Source organism: Eggerthella sp. BIOML-A1 (assembly GCF_009875595.1).
GTDB lineage: Bacteria > Actinomycetota > Coriobacteriia > Coriobacteriales > Eggerthellaceae > Eggerthella > Eggerthella lenta.
The window spans coordinates 91,112-104,347 of the sequence record NZ_WWRZ01000004.1 but is presented as its reverse complement, the minus strand read 5'-3'; the positions used below and the strand labels follow the sequence as shown (position 1 = coordinate 104,347).

General features: G+C 67.7%; 10 protein-coding genes. 8 read left to right on the top strand and 2 right to left on the bottom strand.

Annotated elements, in window-relative coordinates; genetic code table 11:
* Nucleotides 1-33 precede the first annotated feature (33 nt).
* The 6 genes from GT590_RS05700 to cydC all read left to right on the top strand — a co-directional run bounded on the left by GT590_RS05700 (nt 34) and on the right by cydC (nt 9,236).
* Complete coding sequence (locus tag GT590_RS05700) at nt 34-663, top strand: MptD family putative ECF transporter S component (protein ID WP_009304421.1); 630 nt, start codon at nt 34-36, stop codon at nt 661-663.
* A gap of 176 nt (nt 664-839) precedes the next feature.
* Entirely contained in the window at nt 840-2,669 is a 1,830-nt protein-coding gene (locus GT590_RS05695; protein ID WP_009608548.1) for an ABC transporter ATP-binding protein, read from the top strand.
* On the top strand, nt 2,659-4,398 hold the full coding sequence (locus GT590_RS05690) for an ABC transporter ATP-binding protein (protein ID WP_009304419.1): 1,740 nt from the start codon (nt 2,659-2,661) through the stop codon (nt 4,396-4,398). Before GT590_RS05695 ends, GT590_RS05690 begins: the two co-directional genes overlap by 11 nt.
* A 161-nt stretch (nt 4,399-4,559) precedes the next feature.
* Nucleotides 4,560-5,477, top strand: a complete 918-nt coding sequence (gene murB / locus GT590_RS05685; protein WP_009304418.1) for a UDP-N-acetylmuramate dehydrogenase — start codon at nt 4,560-4,562, stop codon at nt 5,475-5,477.
* 226 nt (nt 5,478-5,703) lie between these two features.
* Complete coding sequence (gene cydD / locus GT590_RS05680; RefSeq protein WP_009304417.1) at nt 5,704-7,449, top strand: thiol reductant ABC exporter subunit CydD; 1,746 nt, start codon at nt 5,704-5,706, stop codon at nt 7,447-7,449.
* Complete coding sequence (cydC, locus tag GT590_RS05675) at nt 7,446-9,236, top strand: thiol reductant ABC exporter subunit CydC (protein WP_009304416.1); 1,791 nt, start codon at nt 7,446-7,448, stop codon at nt 9,234-9,236. The genes cydD and cydC overlap by 4 nt, the downstream gene beginning before the upstream one ends.
* On the opposite strand, the gene GT590_RS05670 is transcribed toward cydC, so the two are convergent.
* Both GT590_RS05670 and GT590_RS05665 read right to left on the bottom strand, forming a co-directional pair.
* A complete protein-coding gene (locus tag GT590_RS05670) occupies nt 9,233-9,727 on the bottom strand; it encodes a PIN domain-containing protein (RefSeq protein WP_009304415.1) in 495 nt (164 codons plus the stop codon). The genes cydC and GT590_RS05670 overlap by 4 nt on opposite strands.
* Complete coding sequence (locus tag GT590_RS05665; RefSeq protein WP_009304414.1) at nt 9,724-10,110, bottom strand: hypothetical protein; 387 nt, start codon at nt 10,108-10,110, stop codon at nt 9,724-9,726. Before GT590_RS05665 ends, GT590_RS05670 begins: the two co-directional genes overlap by 4 nt.
* A gap of 257 nt (nt 10,111-10,367) precedes the next feature.
* Here GT590_RS05665 and GT590_RS05660 point away from each other — a divergent pair, with 257 nt between their 5' ends.
* Together GT590_RS05660 and ettA are read left to right on the top strand one after the other, a co-directional pair.
* Entirely contained in the window at nt 10,368-11,426 is a 1,059-nt protein-coding gene (locus tag GT590_RS05660) for a nucleoid-associated protein (protein ID WP_009608528.1), read from the top strand.
* Between the two features lie 104 nt (nt 11,427-11,530).
* Nucleotides 11,531-13,210 carry an energy-dependent translational throttle protein EttA gene (gene ettA, locus GT590_RS05655; protein WP_021409152.1) on the top strand — a complete coding sequence of 560 codons (1,680 nt, stop codon included), beginning with the start codon at nt 11,531-11,533 and terminating at the stop codon, nt 13,208-13,210.
* The last annotated feature ends 26 nt before the right edge of the window (nt 13,211-13,236 follow it).

The following is a 13,236-nucleotide window of genomic DNA, read 5'->3' as shown; positions in this document are numbered from 1 at the left end:
GCATCGACCATTTCAAGAGAAGGAGATACGCTTATGGCAACGACGACGGTTGCCGCCTCTTCGGGCGGCGCGAACGCGAAGGGCAAGCTGGTGGGGAAGGACTACATCACGCTGGCCATCTTCGGGGTGCTCCTGTTCCTCGTGTTCATGGTGTTCGCGATGGTGCTGGGCATGAACGCGAACCTGTTCTGGTTCACGCACGCGTGCGGCTCGCTCATCGGCGGCATCGTGTGGATGTACGTGGCCGCGAAGGTGCCCAAGCGCGGCGCGTTCGCCATCATGTCCGCGATCGTCGCGGTGGTGGCGCTGCTGCTGGGCATGCTGTGGACCGGCCCGGTGGGCATCGTGGCGGGCGGCCTGCTGGCCGAGCTCGTGGCGGGGGCCGGCAGCAAGCGCACCACGCTGCGCTGCCTGGCGGCGTTCGCGGTGTGGACGCTGTGCTTCTGGGTGGGCCAGGAGTCGATGATCTTCCTAGCGGGCGACGCCTACGTGCAGATCGTGGTCGATTCCGGCATGAGCGCCGAGTACGGCCAGGGGCTCGTCGACTTCATCCACGGCCCGCTCGCGCTGGTGGCGCTGGCCGCGACCGCGGTGTGCCCCTTCGTGGGCGGCTGGATCGGCTCGAAGCTGTTCAAGAAGCACTTCGCCAAGATCTCGGCCTGAGCGCCGCGCCCTTCGGCCGACGAGGCGCCGAACGAACGGCTCCCTTTCGGGGGAGCCGTTCTCTTTTTCGGCGGCATCGTCCAATCGGCATCGACGTGCAGCGGATTTCGGCGGGATCGCTATTATGTTCTCTTAGGCTAACAATAAGCACGTTACGGCAAGGAAAGGAACGAATCGTGTCAAGACCGCAGAATCCCATCGTGCGGCTGCTGGAGTTCGCCGGGCCCCACAAGCGCTTGACCATCGCGGGCTGCGCGCTCTCGGCGCTCAACGCCGTGCTGGCCATCGCGATGCTCGTGTGCGTGTGGTTCGTCGTGCGCGACCTCGTGGCCGTCGCCCCGGCGTGGGGCGAGGCGCGGCAGGCCCCGGTGTACGGCGCCTGGGCGCTGGCCTTCGCGCTCGCGGGCCTCGTCGTGTACTTCGCCGCGCTCATGTGCACGCACCTCGCCGCGTTCCGCACGGCGACGAACATGCGCAAGGCGGCGCTCGAGCACCTCGCGAAGGTGCCGCTCGGCTACTTCTCCGTCCGCTCCACCGGCGAGCTGCGCCGCGTCATCGAAGGGTCCACGGGGCTCACCGAGGGCGTGCTGGCGCACCGCATCCCCGATTTCGTGGGCGCGCTGGTCACGCCCGTGGCCTACCTCGTCGTCATGTTCGTGTTCGACTGGGTCATGGGCCTCGTGTGCCTCATCCCCGTGCTCGCCTCCGCCTTCTGCATGTTCCTCATGATGGGCGGCGGCCTGGGCGGCAAGGACGGCGAGGGCAACTCCAACGCCATGCAGTTCATGGTGAACTACCAGAACGCGCTCGACAAGATGAACAAGGCCGCCGTGGAGTACGTGCGCGGCATCCCCGTGGTGAAGGTGTTCCAGCAGACCGTCCACTCGTTCAGGGCGTTCCGGGAGTCCATCGTGGCCTACTGCGACTTCGCCACCGCCTACGTGAAGCTGTGCGAGGGCCCGCAGGTGGCGCAGCTCGTGGCCATCAACGCGACGTTCTTCGTGCTCGTGCCGGCGGGCATCCTGCTGGCGGGCGCGGCGGGCGACTTCGGCGCGTTCCTCACGAACTTCCTGTTCTACGTCATCTTCTCGGCGCTCACCACCATGATGATGAGCAAGATCATGTACTCGTCGCAGGCGGTGACCGAGGCGCAGGACGCGGTGAGCCGCATCGACGGCATCCTGTCGGCGCCGCTCATGGCCGAGGTGGACCCGGCCCGGGCCGAGGCGCCCGCCGACGACGCCATCGACTTCGACCACGTCACGTTCTCCTATCCGGGCGCCGACGCGCCCGCGCTCGAGGACGTCGTGCTGCACGTGCCCTCGGGCGCCACGGTGGCGCTCGTGGGGCCCTCGGGCGGCGGCAAGACCACCGCGGCCTCGCTCGTGCCGCGCTTCTGGGACGCGAGCGCGGGGCGGGTGCTCGTGGGCGGCGTCGACGTGCGGTCCATCCCGCAGGCCGAGCTCATGGAGCGCGTGGCCTTCGTGTTCCAGAACGACAAGCTGTTCAAGCAGAGCCTGCTGGACAACATCCGCGCCGCGCGGCCGGAGGCGACGCGCGAGGAGGTGGAGGCGGCCGCGCACGCGGCGCAGTGCGACGACATCGTGGCGAAGCTGCCGCAGGGGCTCGACACCGTGGTGGGCGCCCGCGGCGTGTACCTCTCGGGCGGCGAGTGCCAGCGCATCGCGCTCGCGCGCGCCATCCTGAAGGACGCGCCCATCGTGGTGCTCGACGAGGCCACGGCCTTCGCCGACCCCGAGAACGAGGCGCTCATCCAGCGCGCGCTGGGGGTGCTGTGCGCGGGCAAGACCGTGCTCATGATCGCGCACCGGCTGTCCACCGTGGCCGGCGCCGACGCCATCTACGTGCTGGACGGCGGCCGCCTCGCGGAGCAGGGGACCCACGCCGAGCTGGTGGAGGCGGGCGGCTTGTACGCGCGCATGTGGGCCGACTATCGAACCTCGGCGCAATGGCGCATCGGAAAGGAGGGCGGCTATGCTGCGTGATTCCCTGGGCCTCACCGACGTGGGCGCGAAGAACTTCAGGCGCGGCGTGTTCTTCTGCACGCTGGCGAACCTCGTGCTCATGGCCCCGATCGGCATCCTGTTCCTGCTGGTGAGCGACTTCATGGACCACCTCGTGGCGGGGGCCCCGCTGCCCGCGCTGGCGCCGTACCTCGCGGGGTGCGTCGGCATCCTCGCGCTCATGGTCCTCACCCAGTGGGCCGAGTACGCGAACACGTACCACAAGGTGTACGAGGAGAGCGCCCGCAAGCGCACCGACCTGGCCGAGCACCTGCGCCGGCTGCCGCTGTCGTTCTTCGGGCGGCGCGACCTGTCCGACCTCACGAACGCCATCATGAAGGACTGCTCCGACCAGGAGCGCATGTTCATGCACGTCATGCCGCAGCTGTTCGGCACGGGCCTGTCCACGGCCATCGTCATCGTCGGCATCTTCTTCTACGACTGGCGTCTGGCGCTCGCGGCGTTCTGGGTGGTGCCCGCGGCGCTGCTCGTGATGGCGCTCACCGGGAAGCACCAGCAGCGCAAGGCGCAGGCGATGGAGGACGCGCGCCTCGAGGTGGCCGACGGCGTGCAGGAGTTCCTGGAGTGCGCGCAGGAGATCCGCGCCACGAACCGCTCGGCGGCGCATCTGGACGCGCTCGCGGCCAAGCTCGACGCGTTCGAGCGCAGGCAGGTGGCGTCCGAGCTGACCACCGGCGTGTTCGTCACCTCGGCGCAGGCGTTCCTCAAGCTGGGCATCGGCACCACCGTCTTCGTGGGCGCGACGCTGCTCGTGTCCGGGCAGACGGACTTCATGACCTACTTCGCCTTCCTGCTCGTGGTCACGCGCGTGTACGATCCGGTGAACCTCATCCTGCAGTCCATCGGCGAGCTGCTGAGCATGCGGCTGTCCATCAGGCGCACGCAGGAGCTGGCCGCCGAGAAGCCCATGGAGGGCTCCACCGACTTCGCGCCGCGAGGCCACGACGTGGTGTTCGAGGACGTGTCGTTCTCGTACGGCGACGGCGAGCAGGTGCTGAGGGACGTGTCGTTCACCGCCCGCGAGGGCGAGGTGACGGCGCTCGTGGGCCCGTCCGGGTCGGGCAAGTCCACGGTGGCGAAGCTGGCGGCGCGCTTCTGGGACGCCGACGCGGGGTCGGTGCGCGTGGGCGGCGTGAACGTGGCCGACGTGGACCCCGAGACGCTGCTGGCCGACTACGCCGAGGTGTTCCAGGACGTGGTGCTGTTCGACGACACGGTGATGGGCAACATCCGCCTGGGGCGGGTCGGCGCAACCGACGAGGAGGTGCTGGCGGCGGCGCGGGCGGCGATGTGCGACGAGTTCGTGAGCCGCATGCCGCAGGGCTACGACATGATGATCGGCGAGAACGGCGGGCGGCTGTCGGGAGGGGAGCGGCAGCGCATCTCCATCGCGCGCGCCATCCTGAAGGACGCGCCGGTGGTGCTGCTCGACGAGGCCACGGCCTCGCTCGACGTGGAGAACGAGACGCAGGTGCAGCAGGCGCTGTCCAGGCTGCTGGCCGGCAAGACCGTGCTGGTCATCGCGCACCGCATGCGTACCGTGGCCAACGCCGACAAGATCGTGGTACTCAAAGAGGGCCGCGTCGCCGAGCAGGGCGCGCCCGCCGAGCTCATGGCGCGCGAGGGAGGGCTGTACCGGCGCATGGTGGAGCTGCAGACCGAAGCTTCGGGGTGGTCGCTGGCTTCCTGACGCCTCGCTTCTTTCCTTCGGCGATGGCGCTCGGCATGCCGTCGCGCCGGGAAACCGTCGGGATGAGGCGCGCGCGACAGGGCTGCATGCGCCGTTATGCGTTACCATGGTGCGAGGCGCATAGCGCGGCTTGGAGCCGCGCCGAGGAAAGGATGTAGACAGTGGATCGCGTGTTGCTGAAAGGCGCGCTGGCCGAGCTGTTCGACGAAGGGGCGGCTCGCTTCGACGCTTCGATGGCGGAGCTCACGACGTTTCGTATCGGAGGTCCGGCCGACGTTCTCGTGGAGCCTCGCACGGCGGGCGAGGCGCGTGTCGTATTGGAGGCATGTCGCCGCCTGGGCGTTGCGGTGCGTGTGATGGGGCTTGGCAGCGACGTGCTGGTGGCGGACGAAGGGCTTCGTTGCGTCGTCGTGCGCATCGCCGAGAGCTTGTCGCAGGTGGAGGTTGACGGCGAGCGGATGCATGTGGAGGCGGGCGCGTCGAACGCCGACGTGGCGCGGCGCGCATGCGAGGAGGGGCTTGCGGGATACGAGTTCGCCTGCGGCATCCCGGGTACCGTGGGCGGCGCGGCCATCATGAACGCGGGCGCCTACGGAGGCGAGTTCAAGGACGTGGCCGAATCGGTGCGCTGCCTCACGCCGGAGGGCGAGCTGGTGGACGTGGACGCCGAGCGGGCGCAGTGGTCGTATCGGCATTCGATGATGGGCGAGGCCGGTTTCGTGGTGCTGGGAGCGACGCTGCGCCTGGCTCCCGACGACCCGCGCGCCATCCGGGAGCGCATGGACGACCTCGCGCGCCGGCGCGCCGAGAAGCAGCCGCTCGAGCTGCCCAGCGCCGGAAGCACCTTCAAGCGCCCTGCCGGGTTCTTCGTCGGGCAGCTGGTGCAGGAGGCGGGGTTGCGAGGGTACCGCGTGGGCGGTGCCCAAGTGTCCGAGAAGCACACCGGTTTCGTGGTGAACGCGGGCGACGCCACGGCGGCCGACGTGCGCCGCCTCATCGCCGATGTGCAGGAGCGCGTGCGGGCGAGCGCCGGCGTGGATCTCGAGCCCGAGGTGCGCATGTGGGGTTTCGAGGAATAAGCTCGTCCCCAATATCTTGCGACAAAGGAACAAATGTTTCACGTGAAACATTTGTTCGCGCACGAAGATGACGGGAGGCGGCAACCGCTCGCTTAGGTAACGGGCGGGCGTGCGCTTGCTTGGTCGATATAGAGGGCGAGCGCTCCTTTAGGTGAACTGCCCTTTCCTATGAATCACGGAAATGTTACTATTGCTATAGCATAAGTGGACGCAAGGGGGCGTGCGTATGATCGATCGGGCTTTGTTCGCGCTGGAGGGCATCCGCGGCGCGCTGGCGGCGCTGGTGGCCCTTGCCGTGGCCCGGGCGCTGCTCGTGGTGGGGCAGGCATGGTCGTTGGCAAGCGCCATCGTGCATCTATGGGAAGGCGCGCCGCTGCCCGACCAGGCTCCGCTCATCGTCCTGTTCTTCCTCTGCTTCGTAGGCGGCCAGCTGGTGCGCTACGCGCAGGACTCCTATCTCGACCGCTACGCCTACGCACGCATCGACGCACTGCGCCGCGAGCTTCTGCAGGCGGTGTTCGGCCAGGGTGCGCGCATCGTGCAAGCTCAGGGCACCGGCAGCGTCACTGCGATGGTGTTGGAGGGCATCGACCAGGTGGAGACGTACCTGCGCCTCATCCTGCCGAAGATCGTGTGCGTGGTCGTGGTGCCGCTCATCGTGCTTTTGTGCGTGTTCCCGGTGGATTGGGTGTCGGGTTCCATCATGCTGGTCATGTACCCGGTCATCGTGTTCTACATGGGGCTGATCGGCGCGACAGCGAAGGCGGCCGCGTCGCTGCAGCACGAGGAGTACCAGCGGCTGTCGAATCACTTCATCGACTCGATGCGCGGCATCGATACGCTCAAGCTGTTCGGCCGCGGCAAGCGCCACGGCGAGCGCATCTTCGAGGTGAGCGAGCGCTTCCGCGAGGCAACGGTTAAGACGCTGCGCATCGCCACGTTGTCGGGCTCCGTGCTCGACCTCATCTCCACGCTGTCGCTGGCGGCCGTGGCCATCATGTTGGGATTCCGCCTCGTGGACGGTTCGATCGCCTTCTTCCCTGCGCTGTTCGTGCTGGTGCTGGTGCCGGAGTACTTCAAGCCCATCCGCGAGTTCGCCAGCGACTACCACGCCTCGCTCGACGGCAAGAACGCGCTGGCCTCCATTCAGGGCATCATCGCGTCGGCGGAGGAGGGCGCGTCGGACGTTGCAGGCGACGAGGCCGCCGCGCTGCACGACGTTCCCGTCTGGAGCGAAGATTCGACGCTCGAGCTGGACGGCGTGCGCTTCTCGTATCCCGAGCACGAGGCGCTTTCGGACGTGTCCTTCGCCGTGCGCGGTTTCGCGCGCGTCGGCGTCATCGGGGCCAGCGGCTCGGGCAAGAGCACGCTCGTGAACCTGTTGGGCGGCTTCGCGGCTCCCAGCGCGGGCACGGTGCGCGCCGCAGGGCGGCAGCTGGCAGACCTGCGCGAGCCTTCGTGGCAGCGCCAGGTGCTCTACATCCCGCAGGACCCGTACCTGTTCCACGCCACGCTGCGCGACAACATCATGTTCTACCGCCCCGATGCCGACGACGATGAGGTTGCGCGCGCGGTGGAGGTCGTGGGGCTGGGCGATCTCGTGGCCGAGCTGCCGGACGGGCTGGACACGCTGGTGGGCGAGGGCGCCCGCGCGCTGTCGGGCGGCCAGGCGCAGCGCATCGCGCTGGCCCGCGCGCTTCTGGACGACTCGCGGCGCATCCTGCTGTTCGACGAACCCACGGCGCACCTCGACATCGAGACCGAGTTGGAGCTGAAGGAGCGCATGCTGCCGCTCATGGAAGGCCGTCTCGTGGTGTTCGCCACGCACCGGCTGCATTGGGTGCACGACATGGACGCCGTGCTGGTGATGGAGGACGGGCGCGTGGCCGAGTTCGGCGCGCCGAAGGAGCTTGCCGCGCGCGACGGCGCGTACGCGCGCTTGGCGTCGCGGTTGGAAGGAGGCGCGCTATGAGCAGGGAAGGCGAAGCCGTGCAGGGCGCCGTGCCGCGCGAGGAGGGGTTCGCGAGCGTGCTGCGCCGCGACGCCTGGGTGAAGCCGTTCTTCTTCCGTTACCGCAAGGCGTTGGCGTTGGCGCTTTTCCTGGGGCTGCTGACGTTCGGGTTCGCCTCGGCGCTGATGTTTACCTCAGGCTACCTGGTCAGCGCTTCGGCGGTGGTTGAGACCATCCTCTTTCTGCACCTGCCGCTCATCTTCGTGCGCATCTTCGGCGTGGGCAAGCCCATCCTGCAGTACCTCGAGCGCTTGACCAGCCACGACTGGGTGCTGCGCATGACCAGCGGATTGCGGTTGAAGCTGTACCGCGCGCTGGAGCGCGACGCCGTGTTCTTCCGCGCCACGCACCGCACGGGCGACGTGCTGGGTCTTCTGGCCGAGGATATCGGGCACATTCAGAACCTGTACCTGCGCACCGTGTTCCCCACGGTGACGGCATGGCTGCTGTTCGTCGTGCTGGTGGCATGCCTGGGCTGGTTCTCGCTCTGGCTCGCGCTGGCGATGCTGCTGGTGCTGGGCACGGCGGTGTTCCTCGTGCCGCTGGTGTCGGTGCTGGCGAACGCCGCGCGCCAGGCGCGCCACAAGCAGATGAAGAACGAGCTGTACGCCGAGCTGGCCGACAACGTGCTGGGTGTGTCCGACTGGGTGTTCGCCGGGCGCGGCGAGGAGTACCTCACGCGCCATAAGGAGCGCGAGCTGCGGATGCGCGACGTGCAGGAGCGCATGGAGCGCTTCGGTCGGCGCCGCGACGTGGTGCTGCAGGCGCTGTTCGGCATCTGCGCCGTGCTGCTGCTGGTGTGGGCGGGCGGGCGCTTCGGCGGGGAAGGGGGCGACGCGGCCAACTGGATCGCCGCGTTCGTGCTGGGCTTCTTCCCGCTCATCGACGCGTTCGCGCCCTTGTCGTCGGCGGCGGTGGAGGCCGGCGCCTACCGCGATTCCATCGCGCGTTTGAACGACCTGCCGACCCCCGGCGAGGAGAAGCCGTCCGCGCGCGTGCCCGAGGCGCCGTTCGACGTGCGGGTTGACCGGGCGGAGTACCGCTATCCCGGCACGTCGCGTGACGTGCTGCGCGGCCTGAGCCTGACGGTGCCGCAGGGCCAGCGCGTGGCCGTGCTGGGCCGCAGCGGCGCGGGCAAGAGCACGCTGGCGTCCCTCGTGCGCGGCGACATACGACCCGATGCGGGCGGCGTGACGCTGGGCGGCTCGCCCACGGCCGACCTCGGCGACGAGGCGGCGAAGTGGATCGGGGTCATCCAGCAGCGCACCTACCTGTTCAACATGACGCTGCGCGACAACCTGCGCATCGGGCGCGAGGACGCGACCGACGACGAGGTATGGGACGCGCTGGGCAGGGTGGGGCTGCGGTCGATGGCCGAGCGGCTGCCGAACGGCCTGGACACGCTGGTGGACGAGGCCGGCCTGCGCTTCTCGGGCGGCGAGCGCCACCGCGTCGCGCTCGCGCGCGTGCTGCTGCAGGACGTGCCCGTGGTCATCCTGGACGAGCCCACGGTAGGCCTCGATCCTATCACCGAGCGCGCGCTGCTGGACGACCTGTTCGAGGCGCTGGCGGGCAAGACGGTGATCATGATCACCCACCATCTGGCCGGCGTGGACGCCATGGACCGCGTCGTGTTCGTGGAGGACGGCCGCATCGCGCTCGACGGCGCGCCGGACGAGCTCGCGCGCACGAGCGAGCGCTACCGACGTCTGCTGGCCTTCGACCGCGGGCAGGCGGCGGGCCGCTAGCCGCGGGCGCGCAGAAGGGCGGTTGCGTCCTCGGGCGCGAGCGCGCACACGGTGGATCTCCTGAGCAGGCCTTTGTCGCGCGTTACGATGTAGTCGGCCTTCGCGCGTTCGGCGCATGCCATGATCAGGTTGTCCTCTATGTCCCCGTTGAACGCGCTCAGCTTGCTGGCGACCCAGAAGTCGGATAGGTCGAGCCCGACGAGCGTCGAAACCTCGTTCATGTTAGCGAGGTTCGCCCAGGCTAGGCGGTTCGCGGCCAGCGCGAAGGCTTCGTCGACCGCTTCGCCCTTCTCGCGCGCCGCTTTCTTGAGGGTGCTGCAGGTGAAGAAATGGACGTCCTTCGCCGTGGTCGCCGCATGGCAGAGCGTTGCGCCTCGCTCCACGGCTTCGTCGAGGAATTCGCACGATGCGCGATGGTTTGGGCGAAATCCCAGGTAGTTGTCGAGCCAGACGTTCGTATCGACGAGGAAGACCGGGGCGGCTCCGTTCATGGCCGCACTCCTTCCTCGCCGTGGCGCTCGAGTATGAACTCTTCCATGAGCTGGTCGTAGGGATCGAAGGCGACGGAAGAGGGCATTTCGCTTCCGAAGCCCATATCCGCGAACGCTCGCGCCGCTTCCTCGCGTCCGCGGCGAAGCGCTTCGAGTTGCGACGGGCTCTCTATCCTCGCGTTCGCGCGCGCTGGCAAGGGACGGTCCTCCAGCAGGTTCACGATGGCCGAGGGGTTTTCGCCGCACCCTGCTGCTTTGCGCCACAGCGCGCGAACCGCCTGCGACGGAGAGTATCCGGCGCGTTTCAAAACGTCGTCTCCGGCAAGTTTGAGCGAACGCTCGATACGGGTGTTGAACTGGATCGTCTCGGCAGCGGCACCCATCGTTCCTCCTTTCAAGCAGCCTATGAGCTATACGTAAGTATAGCATAATCGCTAGCAAAATGGATGAGCAGAGATGCGGGCGGTTCTTCGACGGCGCTTGGCAGGGCGCTCGCATTCTCGGGCTATCGAGCGCCCGTTTGCGGGGCGGGAAGGGATGGCGTCTGGGGATTCTCCGTTCTTCGCGCCGCCGGGCTCCGGCTTCCGGTATCCTGAACGTTCGCGACAATTCCGGATTACGAGAGCAGCGGAGAGGCTTCATGAAGATCAACCACGCGATCCTGCACGTTTTCGACTTCGTCTCGTGCGTCAACGTGTACGCCCAGGAGGAGCTCGACCTTTCGAGCAAGAACGCCAAACGCTACGTGACGAGCCACGCGAAGAAGGCGCTCGGCAACATCGACAGCAAGCGCGGCGAGTTCGCCGAGAACAGCATGTTCGCCGAGGAGCTGCGCTGCTACTTCCGCGGCCAGCGCGAGTTCGTCGACCTGTCCGTCCAGGTGGCCGAGTTCATCGCGGGCGAGCTGGGGCGCATGGAGAAGACCGAATCGGCCGACCTGCTGGTGGTGGACTTCGAGGACGATCCCGACAACACGGTGCGGGAGATGACCGACGACGAGGCCGAGGCGGCGTACCGCGGCGAGGGCAAGCGCTACTTCGCGTTCATGCTGCTGGAGGCCAAGCAGGCCTACATGCACGAGGTGGGCTACGGCGAGAGCGGCGCGCAGCGCGTGGACATCGCGCGCCATCACGCCATCCTGCCGAACCCGTCGCAGAAGGTGGCGTCGTTCGCGGTGATCGAGTCGAAGACGCTGTCGGTGTCGTTTTGCGACAAGGAGCGCGCCATCGCGGGCGAGAACCGCTGGCTCATCCCCGACGGCCTGCTGCAATGTTCGATGGAGGCGTCCAGCAAAGAGGTGTTCGACACGGTGACGCGCATCGTCGAGGAGGTTGCCGAGGAGTACGGCGCCAACGCTGCCGTGGCGGTGTCGAAGGCGAAGGCCTACGTGGCCGAGAACGCCGACGAGTCCGACGAGCTTGCCCCGTGGGACATGGGCGAGGAGGTGTTCGAGGACGAGCCGTTGCAGAAGCGCTTCGAGCAGGCGCTGGCCGACGAGGCGCTGCCCGAGCGCGTGGTCGTGGAGAAGAACGTGGCCAAGCGCGTGGCGAAGAGCCATAAGATCCGCACTGACACGGGCATCGACATCACGTTCCCGGCCGAGTACGGCGAGAACCCCGACTTCATCGAGTTCGTCAGCGGCCCGAACGGCCTCATCAACATCGAGCTCAAGAACATCGGCCACATAGAGAACCGCTAGAGGCCCCGCGGTCCCATCCTGCAACCTGCCGCCGCACCCGCTTCCCCGTGGGCGCGGCGTATGAGACAATAGAGCGAACTTCCCGAAAAACAGAGGAGCACAACGTGGCGGAATTCATCTACCAAATGTATCAGGCGCGCAAGGCGCACGGCGACAAGGTCATCCTCGACGACGTGACCCTGTCGTTCTACCCCGGCGCGAAGATCGGCGTCGTGGGGCCCAACGGCATGGGCAAGTCGACGCTGCTCAAGATCATGGCGGGCCTCGAAGAGGTGTCCAACGGCGACGCGCGCCTCACGCCCGGCTACACGGTGGGCATCCTGCAGCAGGAGCCGCCTCTGGACGACGACAAGACCGTCATCGAGAACATCGAGATGGCGTTCGGCGAGGTGAAGGCCAAGATCGACCGCTTCAACAAGATCGGCGAGGAGATGGCCGAGCCCGACGCCGACTTTGATGCGCTCATGGCTGAGATGGGCGAGCTGCAAGACGCCATCGACGCGGCGAACGGGTGGGACCTCGACAGCCAGCTGTCGCAGGCCATGGACGCGCTGCAGTGCCCCGATCCCGACATGCCGGTGAACGTGCTATCCGGCGGCGAGCGCCGTCGCGTGGCGCTGTGCAAGCTGCTGCTGGAGGCGCCCGACCTGCTGCTGCTCGACGAGCCCACCAACCACCTGGACGCCGAGTCGGTGCTGTGGCTGGAGCAGTTCCTGCGCACCTACCCCGGCGCGGTGCTGGCCGTCACGCACGACCGCTACTTCCTGGACAACGTGGCCGAGTGGATCTGCGAGGTGGACCGCGGCAGCCTCTTCCCGTACAAAGGCAACTACTCCACCTACCTCGAGACGAAGGCCGCGCGCCTGGAGGGCCAGGGCCAGCGCGAGGAGAAGCTGGCGAAGCGCCTGCGCTCGGAACTGGAGTGGGTGCGATCCAGCCCCAAAGCGCGCCAGGCCAAGAGCAAGGCCCGCATCGAGCGCTACGAGCAGATGGCGGCCGAGGCGCGCTCGTTCGAGAAGACCAGCGTGTCGGACATCACCATCCCCGTGCCGCCGCGCCTGGGCGCGAAGGTCATCGAGGCCAAGCACATCAAGAAGGCGTTCGGCGACCGCGTGCTCATCGACGACTTGTCGTTCACGCTGCCCCAGGGCGGCATCGTGGGCGTGATCGGCCCGAACGGCGTGGGCAAGTCCACGCTGTTCAAGGCCATCGTGGGCTTGGAGCCCCTGTCGGGCGGCGAGCTTGAGATCGGCGAGTCGGTGAGCATCTCCTACGTCGACCAGAACCGCGAGGGCATCGACCCGAACAAGAAGCTGTGGGAGGTCGTCTCCGACGGCCTGGACTACATGAAGGTGGGCGACACCGAGATTCCCAGTCGCGCCTACGTGGCCAGCTTCGGCTTCAAGGGGCCCGACCAGCAGAAGCCGGCCGGCGTGCTGTCGGGCGGCGAGCGCAACCGCCTGAACCTGGCGCTGACGCTCAAGCAGGGCGGCAACCTGCTGCTTCTCGACGAGCCTACGAACGACCTCGACGTCGAGACGCTGGAAAGCCTGGAGGAGGCGCTGCTGGCATTTCCCGGCTGCGTCGTGGTGACCAGCCATGACCGCTGGTTCCTCGACCGCATCGCCACGCACATCCTGGCGTGGGAGGGCACCGACGAGAACCCGGGCAACTGGCACTGGTTCGAGGGCAACTTCGACGACTACCAGAAGAACCGCGTCGAGCGCCTGGGCGAGGAGGCCGCGCGTCCGCACCGCATCCACCGCAAGCTCACCCGCGACTAGCAGATACGCGACATGCATTCGAGGCC